Annotated in this window: 16 protein-coding genes and 1 riboswitch; of the genes, 5 read left to right on the top strand and 11 right to left on the bottom strand. The window is 71.5% G+C overall.

The genetic code is table 11. The features are described from left to right. Positions 1 to 11: 11 nt before the first annotated feature. Positions 12 to 1,271, top strand: coding sequence for an MFS transporter (locus tag ACIQNU_RS24785; protein WP_401370279.1), 1,260 nt, complete (start codon positions 12 to 14; stop codon positions 1,269 to 1,271). After that, positions 1,216 to 2,550 (top strand): D-arabinono-1,4-lactone oxidase, encoded by a 1,335-nt coding sequence (locus ACIQNU_RS24780; protein WP_401370276.1) that lies wholly within the window; start codon positions 1,216 to 1,218, stop codon positions 2,548 to 2,550. The genes ACIQNU_RS24785 and ACIQNU_RS24780 overlap by 56 nt, the downstream gene beginning before the upstream one ends. A 16-nt stretch (positions 2,551 to 2,566) precedes the next feature. Here ACIQNU_RS24780 and ACIQNU_RS24775 read toward each other — a convergent pair whose 3' ends face one another. After that, a complete protein-coding gene (locus ACIQNU_RS24775) occupies positions 2,567 to 3,412 on the bottom strand; it encodes a hypothetical protein (protein ID WP_401370274.1) in 846 nt (281 codons plus the stop codon). Positions 3,413 to 3,943: 531 nt separating this feature from the next. Between ACIQNU_RS24775 and sepH the strand changes: the two genes are divergently transcribed. Continuing rightward, positions 3,944 to 4,981 (top strand): septation protein SepH, encoded by a 1,038-nt coding sequence (gene sepH, locus ACIQNU_RS24770; protein ID WP_401370271.1) that lies wholly within the window; start codon positions 3,944 to 3,946, stop codon positions 4,979 to 4,981. 163 nt (positions 4,982 to 5,144) lie between these two features. Here the strand turns inward: sepH and ACIQNU_RS24765 are convergent, their stop codons facing one another. Further along, positions 5,145 to 5,972, bottom strand: a complete 828-nt coding sequence (locus ACIQNU_RS24765) for a sulfurtransferase (protein WP_401370268.1) — start codon at positions 5,970 to 5,972, stop codon at positions 5,145 to 5,147. Between the two features lie 146 nt (positions 5,973 to 6,118). Here ACIQNU_RS24765 and ACIQNU_RS24760 point away from each other — a divergent pair, with 146 nt between their 5' ends. Further along, the gene (locus tag ACIQNU_RS24760) at positions 6,119 to 6,949 is read left to right on the top strand and encodes a VOC family protein (RefSeq protein ID WP_401370265.1); all 831 of its coding nucleotides are present in this window, start codon (positions 6,119 to 6,121) and stop codon (positions 6,947 to 6,949) included. Between the two features lie 33 nt (positions 6,950 to 6,982). On the opposite strand, the gene ACIQNU_RS24755 is transcribed toward ACIQNU_RS24760, so the two are convergent. The 5 genes from ACIQNU_RS24755 to ACIQNU_RS24735 form a co-directional block, all read right to left on the bottom strand. Beyond that, the gene (locus ACIQNU_RS24755) at positions 6,983 to 9,205 is read right to left on the bottom strand and encodes a DUF6351 family protein (RefSeq protein ID WP_401370263.1); all 2,223 of its coding nucleotides are present in this window, start codon (positions 9,203 to 9,205) and stop codon (positions 6,983 to 6,985) included. A gap of 86 nt (positions 9,206 to 9,291) precedes the next feature. Beyond that, a complete protein-coding gene (locus ACIQNU_RS24750) occupies positions 9,292 to 9,984 on the bottom strand; it encodes a thymidine kinase (protein ID WP_401370260.1) in 693 nt (230 codons plus the stop codon). Positions 9,985 to 10,044: 60 nt separating this feature from the next. Continuing rightward, on the bottom strand, positions 10,045 to 11,232 hold the full coding sequence (locus tag ACIQNU_RS24745; RefSeq protein ID WP_401370257.1) for an alkaline phosphatase family protein: 1,188 nt from the start codon (positions 11,230 to 11,232) through the stop codon (positions 10,045 to 10,047). Next, positions 11,232 to 11,819 (bottom strand): DUF5998 family protein, encoded by a 588-nt coding sequence (locus tag ACIQNU_RS24740; protein ID WP_401370254.1) that lies wholly within the window; start codon positions 11,817 to 11,819, stop codon positions 11,232 to 11,234. Before ACIQNU_RS24740 ends, ACIQNU_RS24745 begins: the two co-directional genes overlap by 1 nt. A 148-nt stretch (positions 11,820 to 11,967) precedes the next feature. Further along, complete coding sequence (locus ACIQNU_RS24735; RefSeq protein ID WP_401370252.1) at positions 11,968 to 14,910, bottom strand: GNAT family N-acetyltransferase; 2,943 nt, start codon at positions 14,908 to 14,910, stop codon at positions 11,968 to 11,970. A gap of 249 nt (positions 14,911 to 15,159) precedes the next feature. Here ACIQNU_RS24735 and ACIQNU_RS24730 point away from each other — a divergent pair, with 249 nt between their 5' ends. Continuing rightward, complete coding sequence (locus ACIQNU_RS24730) at positions 15,160 to 15,441, top strand: HPr family phosphocarrier protein (RefSeq protein ID WP_401370249.1); 282 nt, start codon at positions 15,160 to 15,162, stop codon at positions 15,439 to 15,441. Between the two features lie 161 nt (positions 15,442 to 15,602). On the opposite strand, the gene ACIQNU_RS24725 is transcribed toward ACIQNU_RS24730, so the two are convergent. The 4 genes from ACIQNU_RS24725 to ACIQNU_RS24710 all read right to left on the bottom strand — a co-directional run bounded on the left by ACIQNU_RS24725 (position 15,603) and on the right by ACIQNU_RS24710 (position 20,630). After that, positions 15,603 to 16,298 carry a GntR family transcriptional regulator gene (locus ACIQNU_RS24725; RefSeq protein ID WP_401370247.1) on the bottom strand — a complete coding sequence of 232 codons (696 nt, stop codon included), beginning with the start codon at positions 16,296 to 16,298 and terminating at the stop codon, positions 15,603 to 15,605. Between the two features lie 255 nt (positions 16,299 to 16,553). Beyond that, positions 16,554 to 17,342, bottom strand: a complete 789-nt coding sequence (locus tag ACIQNU_RS24720; protein ID WP_401370540.1) for a M23 family metallopeptidase — start codon at positions 17,340 to 17,342, stop codon at positions 16,554 to 16,556. 49 nt (positions 17,343 to 17,391) lie between these two features. Further along, a riboswitch (cyclic di-AMP (ydaO/yuaA leader) is annotated at positions 17,392 to 17,562 on the bottom strand. Positions 17,563 to 17,838: 276 nt separating this feature from the next. Continuing rightward, positions 17,839 to 19,206: a M16 family metallopeptidase gene (locus ACIQNU_RS24715; RefSeq protein ID WP_401370537.1), complete on the bottom strand. Its 1,368-nt coding sequence runs from the start codon at positions 19,204 to 19,206 to the stop codon at positions 17,839 to 17,841. A 23-nt stretch (positions 19,207 to 19,229) separates the two neighbouring features. Beyond that, entirely contained in the window at positions 19,230 to 20,630 is a 1,401-nt protein-coding gene (locus ACIQNU_RS24710) for a M16 family metallopeptidase (RefSeq protein ID WP_401370244.1), read from the bottom strand. Positions 20,631 to 20,746 lie beyond the last annotated feature (116 nt).

The following is a 20,746-nucleotide window of genomic DNA, read 5'->3' as shown; positions in this document are numbered from 1 at the left end:
AGGAGCGCCCCTTGCCCAGCCCCTACCGCGCCTTGTTCGCCGCCCCCGGCACCAAGAGCTTCTCGGCCGCGGGGTTCCTCGGGCGGATGCCGCTGTCGATGATGGGCATCGGCGTGGTGACGATGGTGTCGCAGCTCACGGGCCGCTACGGGCTCGCGGGCGCCCTGTCCGCCACCATCGCGCTCTCCGCGGCCGTCATGGGCCCCCAGATCTCCCGGCTCGTCGACCGGCACGGTCAGCGCCGGGTGCTGCGCCCCGCGACCCTGGTGACCCTGGTGGCCGCCGCCGGACTGCTCCTCTCGGCGCAGCTCTCGCTGCCCGACTGGACCCTGTTCGTCTTCTCGGCGCTCATCGGCTGCACACCGAGCATCGGATCGATGACCCGCGCGCGGTGGGCCGCCCTCTACCGGGACACCCCGCAGCTCCACACGGCGTACGCGTTCGAGTCCGTGATCGACGAGATCTGCTTCATCTTCGGCCCGATCGTGTCGATCGGGCTGTCCACGGTCTGGTTCCCGGAGGCGGGTCCGCTGCTCGCCGCCGTCTTCCTCGGCGCGGGCGTCTTCTGGCTGACCGCGCAGCGCTCCACCGAGCCGGAGCCGCACCCGCGCGAACAGCACACCGGCGGCTCGGCGCTGCGGGCGCCGGGGCTCCAGGTGCTGGTGGCGACCTTCGTGGCGACCGGCGCGATCTTCGGGGCCGTGGACGTCGTGACGGTGGCCTTCGCGGAGGAGCAGGGCCACAAGGCCGCCGCGAGCGTGGTCCTCGCGCTGTACGCGGCGGGCTCCTGCACGGCAGGCGTCGTCTTCGGGCTGCTGCACTTCAAGGGCGAGCCCGCGCGCAGGTTCCTGCTGGGCGTGTGCGCGATGGGCGTGAGTATGATCCCGCTTCAACTGGTCGGGAACCTGCCCATCCTGGCCGTGGCGCTGTTCGTGGCGGGTCTGTCCATCGCACCCACGATGATCACGACGATGGCCCTCGTCGAACAGCACGTACCGCGCGCGAAGCTGACCGAAGGCATGACCTGGACGAGTACGGGACTCGCGGTCGGCGTCGCGCTCGGCTCCTCCGTGGCCGGCTGGGTGATCGACGCGGCCGGGGCGAAGGCGGGGTACGTGGTACCGGCGGTGTCCGGTGCCGTCGCGGTCGTGGTCGGTTTCCTCGGGTACCGCCGGCTGAAGCAGCCGGTGCCGCAGCGGGGAGGGACCCTCAAGGATGGCGTCAGCGAAAGCGACGGGGACGACGAGCGGGACGAGCCCCGCGTGGCGTAACTGGGCGGGAAACGTCACCGCGCGTCCGGCGCGGGAGGTCACGCCCGCATCGGTCGACGAACTGTCCGCAGCCGTACGGAGGGCCGCCGACGACGGTCTCAAGGTGAAGGCCGTAGGTACGGGTCACTCGTTCACCTCCGTGGCGGCGACCGACGGCGTCCTGATCCGCCCCCAGCTCCTCACCGGCATCCGCGGGATCGACCGTGAGGCCGGCACCGTGACCGTCGAGGCGGGTACCCCGCTGAAGCGGCTGAACCTCGCCCTCGCGCGCGAGGGTCTCTCGCTCACCAACATGGGCGACATCATGGAACAGACCGTCTCGGGCGCCACCAGCACCGGCACGCACGGCACGGGACGCGACTCGGCTTCCATAGCCGCTCAGATCCGCGGCCTGGAACTGGTCCTCGCGGACGGTTCGGTCCTGGCCTGCTCCGAGAAGGAGAACCCCGACGTCTTCGCGGCGGCCCGCATCGGCCTCGGCGCCCTGGGCGTCGTCACGGCGATCACCTTCGCCGTCGAACCGGTCTTCCTGCTCACCGCGCGCGAGGAGCCGATGACCTTCGACCGGGTCACGGCGGAGTTCGACGAACTGTTCACCGAGAACGAGCACTTCGAGTTCTACTGGTTCCCGCACACCGGCAACTGCAACACCAAGCGGAACAACCGCAGCGCGGGTCCGACGCGGCCCGTCAACGCGGTCAGCGGCTGGATCGAGGACGAGTTCCTCTCCAACGGCCTCTTCCAGGCGGTCAACACGCTCGGCCGCGCCCTGCCCGCGACCATCCCCGCCGTCGCCAAGATCTCCAGCCGCGCCCTGTCCGCCCGCACCTACACGGACATTCCCTACAAGGTCTTCACCAGCCCGCGCCGCGTGCGCTTCATGGAGATGGAGTACGCCCTCCCGCGCGCGGAACTCGTCGCCGCGCTGCGGGAACTGCGGACCATGGTGGAGCGTTCCGATCTGCGGGTGAGCTTCCCGGTGGAGGTCCGCACGGCACCGGCGGACGACATCACCCTGTCCACGGCATCGGACCGGGAGACCGGGTACATCGCGGTGCACATGTACCGGGGGACGCCGTACCAGGCGTACTTCACGGCCGCCGAGCGGATCTTCACGGCGCACGGCGGGCGCCCGCACTGGGGCAAGGTGCACACACGCGACGCCGAGTACTTCTCCCAGGTCTATCCGCGCTTCGGCGAGTTCACCGCGCTGCGCGACCGCCTGGACCCCGACCGGCTGTTCGGCAACGACTATCTGCGGCGCGTACTGGGCGACTGAGGGGCACGGTCGACCGTCACGGTGCCGGGGTGCCGTCCCGCTGGGGCGCGGTGCCGGGGGTGCCGTTGGCCGGGGCGGACGGGGTGGGGGTGGTCGAGGGGGAAGGGGTGCCGCGGTCTCCGGATCCCGAACTGCCGGATCCCGAACCGGAACCTGAGCCGCTGGGCGCGGGGTTCGGCTTGGACGGGTTTCCCTGGTCCTGCCCACTCCCCGTATTGCCTGCGCCCGTCCCCGTACCGCCCGAAGGCGACCCGTCGGGCGAGCCCGTACCGGAAGCACCGCCGTCCCCAGAGGGCGATTGGGACGGGTCCGTCGACGGTGAAGGGGTGCCGTCCGGGCCGGGATCGGAGCGGTGGCCGGTGAACGCGTCCCCTATGGTCGTGCCGGTCGAACCGCCGGCGAACGCCTCGCCCGCGACCAGTTCGTACGCGGTGATGCCGCCCATGGTGACGCCGAACACCAGCCCGGCGGCCACCAGCGGACGCTTCCAACCGCTCCAACCGCGCACCCGCGCGCGATAGACGGTCCCTTCGGTGAACCCGTCACCGTCCACCGGCACTTCGCGGGTCCGCGGCTTCGTCTGGACCGTCGCATCGCGTATCTGCTCGCCGGTGCGTTTGAAGAAGTGCTGGAAGACCGAGCCTCCGCAGGTGGCGACCACGCTCACCAGACCGGCGCCGAGGATCGTCCCGTACACCCCGACGTTCGAGGCGAGTTTGGCGGCGACGACCGCGGCGACCGCGCTTCCGGCGACCTGGGGGACGCTCAGATCGAGCCTTTTCCTGCCGCTGTTTTCGGCCTCCTCGGACACTTCGTCCGGACTCGTACGTATCTGCGTGTCCGCAACCGACTTCTCGCCCATCTCCGAACCTTGCCTGCCTTCCCCGGACTTCTTGTACTTTTCTTACCCATCTCTGACTTAAGCGGTCCTACTCGACCGACTGCACGAGAAAGGGACGTACATGCGAAGTGATTAGTTCCGTTTCGGGGGATTCCGTGAAGTGCGCCACCCCGCGGCACTTCGCTCCGGCGCACTTTCCTCACTAATCGGGCCAACCGCCCCGCCAACTCCCGCCCCCCACGAGAAGTTCGGCGGCGCGCCGGGCCACCCGGGTGGCCCGAATGGAGTACTGTTGCGAGCCCTGGGACCGGTCTCCCACCAGGGCGTCCGGTGCCTTCCAGGCCACCGGGAGGGAGTTCGTCGCACAGGGTGACCACGTCGGTCACTCAGCGTTGCGAACTGGCAACCGTGCCATAACGGTCATCCAGGGCGCTTGCCCGACACGCCGGGCAACTCGGCAAGGTTGTGGCAGGCTGCACCCGGGCAGGCCACACTCGACTAGCGGAAGCAGCGACGCACGTGACGTCGGCAGGCACCACCCGGGAGGTCCCCATGCCCGAACTGCGTGTCGTGGCCGTCTCCAATGACGGCACACGGCTGGTGCTCAAGGCTGCGGACAGCACGGAATACACGCTTCCGATTGACGAACGACTCCGTGCCGCCGTGCGCGGCGACCGACCCCGCCTCGGCCAGATCGAGATCGAGGTCGAGAGCCACCTCCGCCCCCGCGACATCCAGGCACGGATACGGGCCGGCGCCAGCGCAGAAGAGGTCGCCCAGCTCGCCGGCATCCCCGTCGACCGTGTACGCCGCTTCGAGGGCCCCGTCCTCGCCGAGCGCGCCTTCATGGCCGAGCGCGCCCGCAAGACCCCGGTGCGCCGCCCCGGTGAGAACGCGGGACCCCAGCTCGGCGAGGCCGTCCAGGAACGGCTGTTGCTGCGCGGCGCCGAGAAGGACAGCGTCCAGTGGGACTCCTGGCGCCGCGACGACGGCACCTGGGAAGTCCTCCTCGTCTACCTCGTCGCGGGCGAACCGCACGCCGCGAGCTGGACCTACGACCCGCCGCGCCGACTCGTCCAGGCCGTCGACGACGAGGCGCGCTCCCTCATCGGCGAGTCCGACGACATCACGACACCGGAACCGAGCTTTCCGTTCGTTCCGAGGATCGCCCGGCTGCCCCGGGACCGGCCCCTCGACCGCGCCCTGGACCGGCAGTCCGAGCGACCCGGGCTGCCGGCCGAGCCCGGCGACGAGGGCGCGGGCGACCGCGACTCGCTCACCAGCCTCCTCGAAGCCGTCCCGAGCTTCCGCGGCGACATGGTCGTACCGGAACGCCCCGCGACGACCGAACGACCCCCGGAAGAGCCGGAAACGGAACCCGAGCCGGAGGAGCCGCCGGCCCCTGCCGCGTCCGCCGGGTCCGCGTACGCCGATGTGCTGATGCCGCGCTCCGTCACCAGCCACCGGGACCGGCTCGTCGGAGCCACCGACCGGCAGGCCGAGGCCGACGGGGTGCGCCCCGGCCGCCGCGCCGCGGTGCCGAGCTGGGACGAGATCGTCTTCGGAACCCGGCGCAAGAAGCAGGACTGAGGCACGAGTACGACGACCGAGGTACGAGTACTACCGCTGAGGCACGAGTACGACGAGGGCGCGAGCGGTACTTGGGCTACCGCGGCACTCGGGCGGAGGCTCGACCGGACAGGCCCGCACCTCGCAGGTGCGGGCCTGTCGCTTCAGCCGGGTCCGGCCCGGCTCACTGCGGGTCGGGGCCCGTCGCCACCGGCCGGGAGTCGTCCGCACTCCATTCCGACCAGGACCCCACGTACAGCGCCGCCGGAATGCCCGCCACCGCCAGGGCCAGGACCTCATGCGCGCCGGAGACACCCGAACCGCAGTACACGCCCACCGTCGAACTGTCCGACGCGCCCAGGGACTTGAAGCGCGCGGCCAGCGCTTCGGCGGACCGGAAGCGGCCGTCATCGGCGACGTTCTCCGCCGTCGGCGCCGACACCGCACCCGGAATGTGGCCGCCGACCCGGTCGATCGGCTCGACCTCGCCCCGGTACCGCTCCCCCGCGCGCGCATCGAGGAGAAGCCCCGAACGCGCCAGCTCGGCGGCGCCGTCCGCGTCCAGAAGCGGAATCGCCCCGGGCACCGGTTCGAAGCTGCCGGGCGCCGGATGCGGAATCTCCGCGTCGAGCGGTCCCGACCAGGCGCCGAGCCCGCCGTCGAGCACCCGTACCGACGGGTGACCCGTCCAGCGCAGCAGCCACCACGCGCGCGCGGCGGCCCAGTTCTGACCGCCGTCGTACACGACCACGGCACGGTCCGCCGAGACACCCGCCGTGCGCATCGCGGCGCCGAAGACCGCGAGATCCGGCAGCGGATGCCGGCCACCGGATCCCGCCGGGCCCGCCAACTCGCTGTCCAGGTCGACGAAAACCGCACCTGGAATGTGAGCCTCCGCGTAAGCGGAACGGAGCGGGGGGCCTTGGAGCTGCCAGCGCACGTCGAGGAGGACCGGCGGGGTCGGACCCGCCAATTCGCTTGTGAGTTCGGATGCGGAGATGATGGCGTTCATGGCCCCCATCCTCGCGCACCGGCCGGCCGGGAACCCCTGACCGTGCCCGTGCGTTCCCCCGAGCATGGCCGAGCACACGCTGTACGGTGCCGCGCACGCGGTGTACAACTGATCGACGTCCACGATGGGCCGAGGAGAGAGTGACCATGACCGAGGCACGGCAATCGGCCGGCCGACACGACGGCGTGGAGCAGACCCGGCGCACACCGGCGCGAAAGGGGCGCACACCCGGCACACCCTGCTGGGTCAGCCTGCTGGTGCACGGGATGCCCGCGGCTCAGGAGTTCTACGGGGCGTTGTTCGGCTGGGAGTTCCGGCCGGGGCCCCAGCAGTTGGGGCCCTATGTGCGCGCCCTGCTCGACGGCCAGGAGGTGGCGGGTATCGGCCAGTTGCCGCCCGACCGGCATCTGCCCGTGGCCTGGACGCCGTATCTCGCGTCGGACGACGTGGACGTGACGGCCGAGACGGTGCGGCACTGCGGCGGGACGGTCGGCGTGGGGCCGCTGGACGCCCCGGAGGCCGGCCGGATGGCCATCGCGTCCGACCCCGCGGGCGCGGTGTTCGGCATCTGGCAGGCCACCGAGCACGTCGGGGCGGCGGTCACCGGGGTGCCCGGCACACCCGCCTGGAACGAGCTGATCACCCGGGAGACCGCGAGCGTCGCGACGTTCTACCGGTATGTCTTCGGCTACACCGCGGAGGCCGGGGACCCGGCCGACGACGACTATCTGACCCTGCTCGTGGACGGGCGCCCGGTGGCCGCCGTGCAGGGCGTCGGCAATGCGCTGCCGCGCGACCGGGGCGCCTATTGGATGACGCACTTCGAGGTCGCCGACGTGGACGACGCGGCGGCCCGCGTGACCGAACTCGGCGGCCATGTGAGGACACCGCCCCACGACACGAGCCACGGACGCACGGCGACCGTCTCCGACCTGGAGGGCGCCGTGTTCACACTGGCCCGGACCGCGGCGGCCTGAGCCACCTCCGGGCCCGGCCGCCGAGCGCCGCGGCTAAGGGTGCCCGGCGAACTGCCAGGTGCCTGTGGGCGGACGCTGTCCCTGACCGCTTCTGCTCCAGTCGCAGACGCCGCTCGGGAACGCCGCGCGCAGCCGCCGGAGTTCATCCGCCGTGAACGCCACCCTGTAATCGGCCGGGTCCACAGGCTTGCGCCGGCACGCGATCACATCGTCCACGAGCGCGGCTCCGGCCACCAGCCTCGGCGTGGGGAACGCCGGATAGAGGGCGCCGCACTCGCCGGAGTTGTCGTAACCGAGCCGCTGCTCGATCTTCCGGGGCTGCGCGTCACGGCTCCAGCAGGCGTCCGTGAGCCCCGCCGGTTTGCGGGCGACCACCTCACGTGCCGTCGGCCGGTCGCCCGGGGCCGCCGACTCCCCCGCGCTGAGCGACGTCAGCCATGTGTCCATCTCGGTGAGGGCGTACCGCAGCGCGGGGCTCTTCAGGCTGAACCCGTGGCGGTTGTCCTCCTGGAGCATCACCTGGTTGTCCGCGTGGCCGTTCGCCGCGATCAGCCGGGCCCGGGTGGAGAATCCGTGCACCGCCATGTGGATGTCGCCGCCGGGCAGGTCGTCGGTGTAGGAGCGGTGGTCGATGACGGGCGTGGTGGCCAGCCCCGCACCGCCCCACAGGATGCGGCCCGTGCCGTACGCCGCCTCGGTCGCCGAGCGGTCGGCCGTCGTCCGTCCCGCGGTGAACCGGGCGTCGCGGTCGATGCCGCCGACAAGGGAGTTGAGTGCGAGGAACTGCTCCTTGTCGATCTTTCCCCGGTTCAGCGCGTCGAGGCCGTACTGCACACCGACGTTGTCCAGTGGCCGCAGCGCCGCACCGCTGCGCCGGTCGGTGCCGTAGACGTTCACCGTGTGGTCGAAGACGGTTCCCCGCGCCCCGTCGGGGTTGGTCACCGCGTCGTACCGCAGCTCTTCGGGCAGGGTGGCGGGGAACTCCGCGGCCGGGTCGAGGCGCTTGGCACCGTCGCTCAGGTTCGGGATGCTCGCCTGCTCACGGAACCCGGCGACCGCGGTCTGCTGCTCCGCCGTGAACTCACCCGGCGCGGTCGTGCCGAAGTAGTGGTCGAGCAGCCGGGAGTCCAGCAGGGTGAGGTTGGTCGCCGATGTCACGTCGGGGAAGCTGCACCCGACGATGATGCCGTCGAGCACCCCGGGGTAGTTGTCGGCGGTCTGGTAGCTCTGGTACGAGCCGCCGGAGCACCCCCAGCCGATGGTGAAGCGCGGGGCACCGTACCGTTCGGCGAAGTGCTCCTTGACGATCATCGTGGTCTCGGACGCCAGTAGGTCGTTGCAGTTGTTGCCGAAGACGTTGAGCGACGACGAGGCCACGGCGTATCCGCGGCCCAGCATCTCGGTGTCCAGCACGCCGCCGGTGGTCGAACCCTGCGTGTACCAGCCGCCTCGGCAGCCGCCGCCGAACGTGTAGATGAGCCGTTCGTTCCAGCCCTCCGACGGCCGTGTACGGGTCGGGTCGGGCGCGGTGGGGTCGGCCAGCATGGAGATCTGGTAGATGCCCCGGTTGAGCGTGCCGGTCTCGATCCGGATGAGGAACGGGACGCGCGCGCCGGTGGTCGTGGTGGTCGTCGCGAGGTCCGACGGGCGGCTCGACGGGTCGGCCAGCGCTTTGACGGCCCCGTTGGTGGAGCGGTACGCGTAGTCGACGCGTGTCGCGATCGAACAGTCCTCGTCCAGCGGCGGCCCCAATGTGGAACCGTCGACAAGTGTGAACGCCTGCGTGCCGCACATGAAGGGGCTTTCGTGCGGCCCGCTGATCACCGGGCCCGTCGAAGGGTGGTTGCGTACCTGGAGGACGGCCCTCGCGCCGGGCCGGCCGGGGACGGTCGCGACCAGTCGGTTGCTGCCCTCGCGCAGGGAATCCACCAGGCCGGTGAGGACGCCGGGCTCGGAGCCTGTCGCCGTGAACTCCGCCGTGACGTCCGAGCCGTCGCGGGTGATCCGCACATCGTCGGGGTCGAAGCGCCGGGGAACGTCGACGCGTACGAGGACGTCCCCGCCCGTGACCATGTCGGCGCGGGCCGACACCGTGGCGATGGTGAGCGGGGTGTCGTCACTGCCCGGCTCGGCGGCGGCGCTCGGCAGACACGTCAGCAGTAAGGCACCGGCGGAGAGAGCGGCGGCGAGGACGGAGCGAGGAAACGGCATCGACGAACCCCCGTGTATGTGGACCGGCCATACGGTCCATGTCATGTATGGATCCCTGCATGGACCACGGTCCATATATGGACCGACTACATGGATCGATTACAGGGACCGCTTACCCGCGCGGGATTGATTCATCCAGTGGTGCGGCGGGTCAACTCCGGGGCGTCCGGGGCGTCCGGTGGAGCGACCGGCAGGACATCGGGTGAGAGGGCTCCCGCGCGTGCGGAGGTGCTGGTCATCCTGCGGCGGTGGTGACGACGGCACAGGACCTCGTAACCGATCTCGTCCGCCGCGTGGTTGACGTCGCCGACGACCACCTGGGCGCCTTCCAGGACCATGCGGCCCGCGACCGTACGGGCGTTGTGCGTGGCCCGCGCGCCGCACCAGCACAGGGCCTCCACCTGAAGCACCTCGACACGGTCGGCGAGTTCGACGAGCCGCTGGGAGCCGGGGAACAGCTTGGAACGGAAGTCGGTCGTGATGCCGAACGCGAAGACGTCTATGCGCAGATCGTCCACCACGCGCGCGAGCTGGTCGATCTGCGCGGGCGACAGGAACTGCGCCTCGTCCAGGATCACGTAGTCGGCGCGACCGCCCTGGGAGAGCAGGTCGACCAGGTACGCGTAGAAGTCGAGGTCGTCCGCGACCTCCACGGCGTCCGTGACGAGCCCCAGGCGCGAGGACAGCTTGCCCTCGCCCGCGCGGTCGTTACGCGTGAAGATCAGCCCCTGGAGGCCCCGTGCCGAACGGTTGTGCTCGATCTGAAGAGCCAGCGTGCTCTTTCCGCAGTCCATCGTTCCGCTGAAGAACACCAGCTCGGGCATGGGGAGGTGAGCACCTTTCGGGACAACGGGTCGGGACGTACGAACTGGGCTCGCGCAACCTCAGGAGCGTACTTCGAGGAGGGGAACGAGCTGCTCGACGGGGGTCATCGAGCCGTGGTTACCGACCATCGCCGACTCCTTGGGCTCCCGCTCCGAAGCAATGATCAGGACGTCGTCGCGGGCCGCCGCCACGACGTCGCCGATGCGCCCGAGGACGCGGTCGTCGACGGAAGGGCCGAACCAGCCCGCCGCGACGGCCTCGTCACGTCCGGCCACCCAGAACTGCTCGCCCAGCACCTCGCGCCACACCGCGAGCACATCGGCCTCGGCGCCGGGCACCGCGTACACATGGCGCGCGCGGCCCTCGCCGCCGAGCAGGGCGACGCCCGCGCGCAGCTCCCAGTCCTCGTCGAAGTCGATGCGGTGCTGCTCGTCGAACGGCACGTCGAGCATGCCGTGGTCTGCCGTGACGTACAGGGCGCTGCGCGGCGGCAGCTGCTCGGCGAGGCGCTGGACGAGCCGGTCGACGTACATGAGCTGGCCGCGCCAGGCGTCCGATTCGACGCCGTAGCGGTGTCCCTTGCCGTCGACCTCCGCGTAGTACGTGTAGACGAGGGAGCGGTCGCCCGCGGCGAGCTGCTCGGCGGCGAGGTCCATGCGGTCCTCGCCGGAGAGCCGGCCGTGGAAGGTGCCGCCGCTGAGCGCGACCTTGGTGAGCGGGGTGTTCTGGAAGTGCGGTGACGACACCTGCGCGGTGTGGACGCCCGCCGCGTCGGCGAGCTGGAAGACCGTCGGATACGGCTGCCACGCGCGCGGGTCGGTCCACGGCTGCCAGCGGAGCTGGTTCATCAGCTCACCGGTGGCCGGATCGCGCGCGGTGTAGCCGGGCAGGCCGTGCGCGCCCGGCGGCAGCCCGGTCCCCACGGACGCGAGCGAGGTCGCGGTCGTCGCCGGATAGCCCGCGGTGAGCGGGCGCCCGGTGCCGCCGCGTGAGCTGTCGAGCAGGGAGGTCATGAAGGGCGCTTCGGCGGGGTGCGCCTTGAGCTGTTCCCAGCCGAGCCCATCGATCAGGAAGACGCAGTTCCGGTCGGCGGCGGTCAGCTCGGGCATCGCGGCGCGCATACCGGGCACCGCCATACCGGCGGCGAGGGTGGGAAGCAGGTCGGCGAGTGAGCCACTGCCGTACTCGGGTACGGGAGCGGAGCCGACGGCCAGCGGCTCCACGTCGTCCCAGGCGGGCTGGACCATCAGCGGCCGGTGTCCGCGGTCGCCTCGGAGAGCGCCTGCGCGAAGGCGAGCGTCTGCCGGACGGCGTCCTCGCCGTCGCCGGCCTCGCTGACGCGCAGGCTGAGGTCGTCGGCGGTGGAGCTGCCGGTGTAGCCGTGGTCGGCCTCGCAGTTGGGGTCGCCGCAGGCGGCGGGCTCCAGGTCGATACGGGAGACGGCACCCCAGCCGATGGTGAGGACCACCTCGCGGGGCAGGGTGCCCGGCGTGTACGACTCCGGGTTGGCGACGACCCTGCTCAGCACGACCGACGAGATCCGGTCAATCTTCACGGACTCCGTGGAGGTGGTGGCGTACGGCGTCGGCGACGTGCCGTCCGCGGCCTGCTCGTCGGTGTGGCTGACGAGGAACCGGGTGCCGGTGAGCACGAGCACGGTGACATGCCTGCGCACCTCGTTCGCGTCGAACGTCGTCTCCTGGTGGACCAGGTACGACCCGACGGGCTCGCCGCCGACGGCGGCCTCCACCGCCTCGGCCACGAGGGCCGGGTAATAGCCGCTGCGCTCGATCGCCGCGCGCAGCCCCTGGGTCGAAGTACTGGTCTTGGCCATGCGGCCCATCCTACGGCCCCCGAAGGGACGTGAGACGCCTCAGGAGGTCGCCCTGGTGGGCTCCTGGTGGGCGGGCAGGTGGTCGGTGGACGGGGAGGGCGTCGCCAGGGGGCGGGGAGGCCGTCACCGGTGGGCGCGGAGGGCGCCGTCAGTACGCGGGGAGGGTGCGGGGGCCGAGGTCGTCGCGCGCGGGGGGCGGGGCGAGGCGGACGGAGGCGCCGAGTACGGACAGTCCGTGCTGGGCCACGACGACCGGTTCCAGGGTCACGCCGACGACCTCAGGGTGTTCGTCGACGAGCAGGGACACGCGCTGGACGAGGTCTTCGAGCGCCGCTGTGTCGGTCGGTGCGGAGCCGCGCCAGCCGAAGAGGACCGGTGCGGTCCGGATCGCCCGGATGATCGACGCTGCGTCCCGGTCGGTGACCGGAATCAGCCGGTGGGCCGTATCACCGAGCAGCTCGGACGCGGCTCCCGCGAGCCCGAAGGAGAGCACCGCCCCCACGACGGGGTCGATCACGGTCCGTACGACGGTGTCCACGCCTCGTGGGGCCATGCTCTGCACGACGAGCCGCAGCTCGTCCGGCCCGCCCAGGGCCTCGGTCATCTCGGCGTAGGCGCGGCGCAGTTGGTCCTCGTCGGCGAGGTCGAGCCGGACTCCGCCGAGGTCGGCGCGGTGCCGCAGATGCGGGGCGGTCGTCTTGAGGGCCACGGGCCAGCCGAGCGCGGCGGCGGCCCGGACGGCCTCGTCGGGGCCGGGCGCGGGCGCGGTGGGCAGGACCCCGATCCCGTACCGTCCGAGCAGGTCACGGGTGGCGTCGGCGTCCGGCGTGAACCCGTGCGGATCGCCGTCCCCGCGCGCGAGGAGCCCGTCGATCAGCTCGGCGGCCCCGCCCGCGTCCACGTCGTCGAACTCGGGCACCTTGCCGGGCTCGGCGGCGTCGCGCCGCCACTGCGCGTACTTGACGGCTTCGGCGAGCGCGCGGACGGCCCGCTCGGCGGCGGGGTAGGCGGGGAGGCGTGCGTCAACGTTGACGTCAGGGCGTGCATGGGTGCGTGTTTGGGTGCCTGCATCAATACTCGCGTCAACACTTTCGTCAACGTTGACGTTGACATCAATGCTTGCGTCGTCGGCGTCGTGCGCCTTCCGGGGGCTCCTCCTGTCAGGCAGAGCCGCGACCCTCGACCCCGTCCCGTTCGAGCCCGTCCCATTCGGCCCCGTCCCGTTCGCGGCGGCCAGTGCCTCCGCCAGTCCGCCCAGCTCCACATGGACGACGGCGACCGGCTTCCCGGGGTACGCCCCGGCGGCGGCCCGCAAGGCGGCTGCCAGTTCCTCGTCGCCTACCGCGCCCTCCCCGACCCGGGGCATCGCGGTCACCACGACCGCGTCGGACGCCTGGTCCGCCAGAGCCTCGCACAGCGCGTCATGGAAGTCCCCGGGAGTCGCCGCCGTGGTCAGATCCCGGGGCGGCAGGGGCCGCAGCCCTTCGGAGAGGCAGGCGTCGTACGTGAGCAGCCCCAGCGACTCGGAGTTCCCGAGGATCGCGACGCGGGGTCCGCGCGGCAGCGGCCGGCCCGCGAGCAGCAGGCCCACGTCGACCAGTTCGGTGATGGTGTCCACGCGGACGACTCCGGCCTGCCGCAGCAGCGCGGAGACGGTCGCGTGGGGCAGCCGGGTGGCGGGTACGGCGTGCCCCTGGGGCGCGGCGCCGCTGTGCCGGGCGCCCTGGACCACGACGAGCGGTTTGGCCGCGGCGGTCCGCCGGGCGAGCCGGGTGAACTTGCGCGGGTTGCCGATGGATTCGAGGTACATGAGGGCGACATCGGTGTCCGGGTCCTCGTACCAGTACTGGAGCACGTCGTTGCCGGACACGTCCGCGCGGTTGCCCGCCGAGACGAAGGTCGACACGCCCGTGGCGCCGGTCACTCCGCCGCCGCGCCGGTGCAGCCGGGCGAGCAGGGCGATGCCGATGGCGCCGGACTGCGCGAACAGGCCGATGCGGCCCGCGCGCGGCAACTCGGGCGCGAGGGACGCGTTGAGGCGGGTCTGTGGCGCGGTGTTGATCACGCCGAAGGCGTTGGGGCCGATGAGACGCATGCCGTAGGAACGGGCCTGGCGGACCAACGCGCGCTGCCGCTCGCGGCCCTCGTCGCCGCTCTCCGCGTATCCGGCGGAGACGACGACGAGCCCCTGCACGCCGTGCGCCCCGCACGCGTCGACGACCTCGGGCACCTGCGGCGCGGGCACGGCGACGACGGCGAGGTCGACGCTCTCGGAGATCTCCCCCAGCGAGCGGTGCGCGGGCACCCCGTCGAGCCCGGCTGCGGTGACGTCGTCGGGGAACGCCTTGTTGACGGCGTACAGGCGGCCCGTGAAGCCCGCGGAGACGAGGTTGTCGAGGAGGCTGCGGCCGACGCCGCCGGGGGTCCGTCCCGCGCCGATCACGGCGACCGCTCCCGGCCGCAGCAGCCGCTGCACGGACCGCGCCTCGGCACGCTGTTCGCGCGCGTGCTGCACGGCGACCGACGCCTCGGTGGGTTCGAGGTCGAACTCCAGGCGGACGACGCCGTCCTCGAAGCTGCGCTTCTGCTGGTACCCGGCGTCCGTGAACACCTTGATCATCTTGATGTTGGCGGGCAGTACCTCGGCGGCGAAGCGGCGGATGCCCCGCTCGCGGGCGACGGCCGCGATGTGTTCGAGCAGCGCCGACGCGACGCCGCGGCCCTGGTGCGCGTCCTGGACCAGGAAGGCGACCTCCGCCTCGTCGGCGGGCGCGGTGGCGGGGAGGCCGTTCGGGTCGATGCGGTCGTAGCGTACGGTGGCGATGAACTCGCCGCCCACCGTGGCCGCGAGTCCCACCCGGTCCACGAAGTCGTGGTGGGTGAAGCGATGAACGTCCTTGTCCGACAGGCGTGGGTACGGTGCGAAGAAGCGGTAGTACTTCGACTCGTCCGAGACCTGCTCGTAGAAACTGACCAGCCGGTCGGCATCATCAACGGTGATGGGCCTGATCCGCGCGGTGCCGCCGTCACGCAGCACCACGTCCGCCTCCCAGTGGGAGGGGTACGCATGCCGGTCCGCCGGGTTCCGCATGGGGCCAGCGTACGGGTCGCGGGCCCGGGTCGTACGGGTCGCGGGGCCGGGTGGTGCGGGGCAGGCTGAGGGGATCGCGAGTGCCGTGCGGACCACCGTACGGATCAATATATGGATCAACGTATGGATCGCCGAATGGATCTCCGTACGAGTCGCCGGGCGGGTGCCCGAACGGGTCGCAACGGGTCACGCACGGCGGTATGGGACACTGGTCTAGACAACCATGAGACATCTGAAGGGCAGCATCACATGGCTGAGCGCCGCGTCAACGTCGGCTGGGCCGAGGGTCTTCACGCCCGCCCCGCCTCCATCTTCGTCCGCGCGGCCACGGCCGCCGGCGTCCCCGTGAGGATCGCCAAGGCCGGCGGCGACCCGGTCAACGCCGGCTCCATGCTCGCGGTGCTCGGCCTGGGTGCCCAGGGCGGCGAGGAGATCGTCCTCTCCTCGGACGCCGAGGGCGCGGACGCCGCGCTCGACCGGCTCGCGAAGCTGGTCTCCGAGGGCCTTGAGGAGCTTCCCGAGACCGTCTGAGGTCCGGTGTCACGGGTTCCGTAATTCGGGTGGCGGTGTGCGTCTTTCGACGGACACCGCCCCTTTTCTTTGAATTATGGGATGCTGAATGCGAAATACGGAGTGAGGGCAGCAGAAAGCCACCCCCTCGAAATTCCTTCTCTTTGTATACGGCCCCTTTGTTACTGGCGGGCGCTTGCCGTGTTTACGGCATGTTGCGAGGTCCTCACGCGGTTGCCCAGTTCCGTGCGCCCCGGGAAGCGCCACCGGTGTGACGGAACCGAGCGCTCCGCGTGCAGGGTCATCAGCGCCCGCGCCCGCTCGGCGTCGCCCCGGGCCACCGCGTCGACGATCGCGCCGTGCTCCGACCACGCGTCGGCGGGGTGCGCCGACGGCTCCACGGTGTACATCCACGCGATCTTGTGCCGGAGCTGGGTGAGCAGCGTGGTGAGACCCTGGCTGCCGGACGCCTGGGCCAGCGTCTCGTGGAACCAGCCGCTGAGCGAGCGCAGATCCTCGCTGGTCCCGCTCCTGGCCCGCTCCTGACCGAGCCTCACGAGGCCGCGCAACACCTTGAGATGGGCCTCCGTGCGACGCTGCGCCGCGCGGGCCGCGCCGAGCGGTTCGAGGAGCACCCGGATGTCCAGGAGGTCGGCCGCCTCCTGCTCGGTGGGCTCCGCGACACAGGCGCCCGCGTGCCGCCGGGTCACGACGAACCCCTCGGCCTCCAGGGTGCGCAGCGCCTCGCGTACGGGGACGCGCGAGACTCCGTAGCGGCGCGCGAGCACTTCCTCGGTGAGCCGGCTGCCCCGCTCGTGCACGCCGCTGACGATGTCGTCCCGGATGGCCGTGCATACCGAGTGCGCGGGAATGCGCATGACCGGACCTCCGCCTTAATCCCCGCGAAACGCGGTTGATCGACACCTGTTCTGCGACTCTATTGCAGGGTGCCTGAATTTCCGACGGTGGACCGGATCTCGGGGATATTTTTTGGACAAGCGGGGGTTCGGAACGGGGAAAGCCCCGGCGTGCGCCGGGGCTTTCGGGACGTTCCCAGGGATGTTCGAGGGCGCGCCCCGGGGACGCGCCCGGGGGACGTGCTCAGGGGGCATGCCTGAAGGCGCGCCCAGGCTTCAGAGGCTGACGCCGTGCGCCCGGAGGTAGGCCACCGGGTCGATGTCGGAGCCGTAGTCGGCGCTCGTACGGGCCTCGAAGTGGAGGTGCGGTCCGGTGACGTTGCCCGTGGCGCCCGAGAGGGCTATCTGCTGGCCCGGGGTCACGGTCTGCCCGACGGCGACGCCGACGGACGACAGGTGGCCGTACTGGGTGTACGTGCCGTCGTGCATCCGGATGACGACGTTGTTGCCGTAGGCGCCGCCCCAGCCCGCCTCGACGACCGTTCCTGAGCCGACCGAGCGCACGGGGGTGCCGGACGCGGCGTGGAAGTCGACGCCCGTGTGGCTGCCGGACGACCAGATGGAGCCGCCCGCCTGGTAGCCGGTCGACAGGTACGAACCGACGATCGGCGTCACATAGGTGTTGAGGCGCTTGCGTTCGGCCTCGCGCGCGGCGCGCTCCTTGGCCGCGCGCTCCCTCTTGGCCTCCGCCTCGGCCTTGCGCTTCTCCTCGGCGGCCCGCCTCTCGGCCTCGGCCTCCGCCCGGCGCTTGGCGGCGGCCTCGTCGGCCGCCTGCTGCTGGGCCGCGGCCTGCTCGTCGATCTTCTCGGCGAGCGAGGTGCCGATGGCGACGGCCTGGGTGAGGCCGGTGTCCGCGGGAAGGGAGTCGTCGGCGGCGAGCGCGGGGGCGGCGAGGCTCCCGATGACGCCGGTGGTGGTGAGGGCGGCGACGCCGGCCACGCTCACCGTGGTGCGGGTGAGACGGCTCGGGCGGCGGTGCTTCCCGGTGGCACGGAGCGTGCCGATGGCACGAGGCGTGCCGGTGGCGCGGGTGAACGCCATGAAGTGGCTGGTCCTTTCCTTCCTTCTCGCCTACCGGGTTAGCTGACGGGTTCGGAGCAGGAAGGTCTCCTACGGGCCCCCTGCGCGTGTGTGCGCGCCGGGCGTCCGATTCACCCCGGGGGACATGGTGTGGGTCCCCGGCTCCCCTGGCTCGCGCCGTACGGGGACTCGGCGATGACTGTCCGGTGCCACGGTCGTGGCGTACTGCCCGACGAACAGCCGGACCGACGCTAAAGGGGACATCTTTCAATCAACAAACGGATCGGCGCTTTTGTAGCGCATGCCACAGGTCAGACACCCCAGACACCCCAGACACCCCAGAAGCCAACGTCCTTGCCATTTCGGACATATGAGGACCCTGGTGGCTCAGGTCGCTCAGGAGCCACCAGGGTCCTCACGCGCGCGGGGCGCCGATGGCACGCGCGCGGGACTGGACGGTCACGCGCGCGCGGGGCATCGATCAGCCGTGGACGACGGTGACTTCGCCGATGCCGAGGGCCTTGACGGGCTCCTCGATCTCGGACGCGTCCCCCACGAGCACGGTCACGAGACGGTCCACCGGGAACGCGTTGACGACGGCCGCCGTGGCCTCGACGGTGCCCGTGGCGGCGAGCCGGTGGTACATCTCCGCCTGGAAGTCGTCCGGGAGGTGCTGCTCCACCTGGTCGGCCAGCGTGCCCGCGACGGACGCCGCCATCTCGTACTTGAGCGGTGCGACGCCCACCAGGTTCTGCACGGCGACATCCCGCTCCGCGTCCGTGAGCCCTTCAGCGGCGAGGGTGCGCAGCACCTTCCACAGGTCGTCCAGCGCGGGGCCGGTGGACGGTGTGTCCACGGAGCCGGAGATGGCCAGCATCGCCGCGCCCGTGCCGTCCGGCGCGGAGCGCAGCACCTGGCTGAACGCGCGCACGCCGTACGTGTAGCCCTTCTCCTCGCGCAGGACCTGGTCCAGGCGCGAGGTGAGGGTGCCGCCCAGGCAGTACGTGCCGAGGACCTGCGCGGGCCACACACGGTCGTGCCGGTCCGCGCCGACGCGCCCGATGAGGAGCTGGGTCTGGACGGCGCCGGGCCGGTCCACGATGACGACGCGGCCGGTGTCGTCCGCGGTCACCGGCGGCACGGCACGCGGCTGCGCGGTGCCGCCCGTCCAGGCGCCGAGGGTGTCCGCGAGGACGGTGTCCACGTCGGTGCCCGCGAGGTCGCCCACGATGACGGCGGTGGCCGTGGCGGGCCGTACGTGCTTCTCGTAGAAGGCGCGGACTGCGGGCGAGTCGATCGCCGCGACGGTCTCCTCGGTGCCCTGGCGCGGACGGGACATCCGCGAGGCCGCCGGGAACAGCTCCTTGGAGAGTTCCTTCGCGGCCCGCCGGGCCGGGTTGGCGGTCTCGTGCGGGATCTCGTCCAGGCGGTTGCGGACGAGCCGCTCGATCTCGCTGTCGGCGAACGCGGGCGCGCGCAGGGCGTCCGCGAGCAGCCCGAGCGCCTTCGGCAGCCGGGACACCGGAACTTCGAGGGACAGTCGTACGCCCGGGTGGTCCGCGTGCGCGTCGAGCGTCGCGCCGCAGCGCTCCAGCTCGGCGGCGAACTCCTCGGCCGAGTGCTTGTCGGTGCCCTCCGAGAAGGCGCGCGCCATGATCGTGCCGACGCCGTCGAGCCCGCTCGGCTCGGCGTCCAGCGGGCTGTCGAGCAGCACCTCGACGGCGATGACCTGCTGGCCGGGGCGGTCGCAGCGCAGGACCGTGAGGCCGTTGCCGAGGGTCCCGCGCGTGGGGGCCGGGAAAGCCCACGGCTTGGCCTCGCCGGCCTGCGGCTGCGGGTGGAACTCCATGGTCACGGTGGGCTGGGCCTCGGTCACTTGGCCGCCTCCTCTGCGGTCTCGTCGGTGTCGGCTGCGGCCTCTTCCGCGTCGGCGTCCTGGCTCGCGGTCTCCGCGGCCTCCGCGGTCTCAGGTGCCTCTGTGGGTTCGTAGACCAGCACGGCGCGGTTGTCGCGGTGGAGGCGGGCCTTCGCGACCTCCTGGATCTCGTCCCGGGTGACGTCCAGGACGCGCTGGACGGCGGTCAGGGCGCGCTGCGGGTCGCCGAACAGGACGGCGAACCGGCACAGTTCGTTCGCGCGTCCGGAGACCGTCCCCAGCCGGTCCAGCCACTCGCGCTCCAACTGGGCCTGCGCACGCTCCATTTCCTCGGGCGTCGGGCCTTCGGCGGCGAAGCGGACCAGCTCCTCGTCCACGGCGGCCTCGATGACCGGCACCTCCACGTCGCCGGAGGTCTTCACGTCCAGCCACCCGAGGGACGGCGCGCCCGCGAGGCGCAGCAGTCCGAACCCGGCGGCCACGGCGGTGCGGTCACGGCGCACCAGACGGTTGTAGAGCCGCGAGGACTCGCCGCCGCCGAGGATGGTGAGCGCCAGGTCGGCCGCGTCGCACGCACGCGTGCCGTCCTCCGGCAGCCGGTAGGCGGCCATCAACGCGCGCGAGGGGACCTCTTCCTCGACGACCTCGCGTAGCTCCTTGCCGATGTTGTCGGGCAGACCACCGTCGCGCGGGGCGGGCTTGCCGTCATGACCCGGGATCGAGCCGAAGTACTTCTCGACCCAGGCGAGGGTCTGCTCCGGGTCGATGTCCCCGACGATCGACAGGACGGCGTTGTTCGGCGCGTAGTACGTGCGGAAGAAGGCCCGCGCGTCCTCCAGGGTCGCCGCGTCCAGGTCGGTCATGGAACCGATCGGCGTGTGGTGGTAGGGGTGCTCCTCCGGGAACGAGAGCGCTGTCAGCTTCTCGAACGCGGTGCCGTAGGGCACGTTGTCGTAGCTCTGTCGGCGTTCGTTCTTGACGACGGCCCGCTGGTTGTCCAGGGACTCCAGGTCGAGCGCGTCGAGCAGGGAGCCCATGCGGTCGGCCTCCAGCCAGAGCGCCAGCTCCAGCTGGTGCGCGGGCATGGTCTCGAAGTAGTTGGTGCGCTCGAAGCTGGTGGTGCCGTTCAGCGAGCCTCCGGCACCCTGCACCAGCTCGAAGTGACCGTTGCCGTGCACCTGGTGCGAGCCCCGGAACATCAGGTGCTCGAAAAGGTGAGCAAGGCCGGTACGTCCCTTGACCTCGTGGCGCGAGCCGACGTCGTACCAGAGGCAGACCGCGGCGACCGGGGTCAGGTGGTCCTCGGAGAGCACCACGCGCAGGCCGTTGGCCAGCCGGTGCTCGGTCGCTGTCAGGCCGCCGGAACCGGCCTGGGTGGCCGTGTGACCCATGGGCATGTACGTCCCTTCGATCGCGAAAACTCAAGATTGCGTGCCAGTCCTGCCACTGTATGCAAGCGTGCTGACACCTGGCGAAGTTCCCGGCCGGGCTACGCCGAGAGCGAGCAAGGGTG

It is taken from the genome of Streptomyces sp. NPDC091292, assembly GCF_044757265.1.
In the GTDB taxonomy this organism is placed as follows: domain Bacteria; phylum Actinomycetota; class Actinomycetes; order Streptomycetales; family Streptomycetaceae; genus Streptomyces.
The sequence above is the reverse complement of the archived record's forward strand: the minus strand, read 5'-3'. Positions and strand labels throughout refer to the sequence as shown.

What these genes read in the sequence shown, in the direction of transcription:
- ACIQNU_RS24760 (WP_401370265.1), top strand. Translation starts at nt 6,119, where the DNA reads ATGACCGAGGCACGGCAATCGGCCGGCCGACACGACGGCGTGGAGCAG.
- ACIQNU_RS24730 (WP_401370249.1), top strand. Translation starts at nt 15,160, where the DNA reads ATGGCTGAGCGCCGCGTCAACGTCGGCTGGGCCGAGGGTCTTCACGCC.
- ACIQNU_RS24765 (WP_401370268.1), bottom strand. Translation starts at nt 5,972, where the DNA reads ATGAACGCCATCATCTCCGCATCCGAACTCACAAGCGAATTGGCGGGT.
- ACIQNU_RS24740 (WP_401370254.1), bottom strand. Translation starts at nt 11,819, where the DNA reads ATGGCCAAGACCAGTACTTCGACCCAGGGGCTGCGCGCGGCGATCGAG.
- sepH (WP_401370271.1), top strand. Translation starts at nt 3,944, where the DNA reads ATGCCCGAACTGCGTGTCGTGGCCGTCTCCAATGACGGCACACGGCTG.
- ACIQNU_RS24715 (WP_401370537.1), bottom strand. Translation starts at nt 19,206, where the DNA reads ATGGAGTTCCACCCGCAGCCGCAGGCCGGCGAGGCCAAGCCGTGGGCT.
- ACIQNU_RS24745 (WP_401370257.1), bottom strand. Translation starts at nt 11,232, where the DNA reads ATGGTCCAGCCCGCCTGGGACGACGTGGAGCCGCTGGCCGTCGGCTCC.
- ACIQNU_RS24710 (WP_401370244.1), bottom strand. Translation starts at nt 20,630, where the DNA reads ATGCCCATGGGTCACACGGCCACCCAGGCCGGTTCCGGCGGCCTGACA.
- ACIQNU_RS24755 (WP_401370263.1), bottom strand. Translation starts at nt 9,205, where the DNA reads ATGACATGGACCGTATGGCCGGTCCACATACACGGGGGTTCGTCGATG.
- ACIQNU_RS24775 (WP_401370274.1), bottom strand. Translation starts at nt 3,412, where the DNA reads ATGGGCGAGAAGTCGGTTGCGGACACGCAGATACGTACGAGTCCGGAC.
- ACIQNU_RS24750 (WP_401370260.1), bottom strand. Translation starts at nt 9,984, where the DNA reads ATGCCCGAGCTGGTGTTCTTCAGCGGAACGATGGACTGCGGAAAGAGC.
- ACIQNU_RS24725 (WP_401370247.1), bottom strand. Translation starts at nt 16,298, where the DNA reads ATGCGCATTCCCGCGCACTCGGTATGCACGGCCATCCGGGACGACATC.
- ACIQNU_RS24735 (WP_401370252.1), bottom strand. Translation starts at nt 14,910, where the DNA reads ATGCGGAACCCGGCGGACCGGCATGCGTACCCCTCCCACTGGGAGGCG.
- ACIQNU_RS24780 (WP_401370276.1), top strand. Translation starts at nt 1,216, where the DNA reads ATGGCGTCAGCGAAAGCGACGGGGACGACGAGCGGGACGAGCCCCGCG.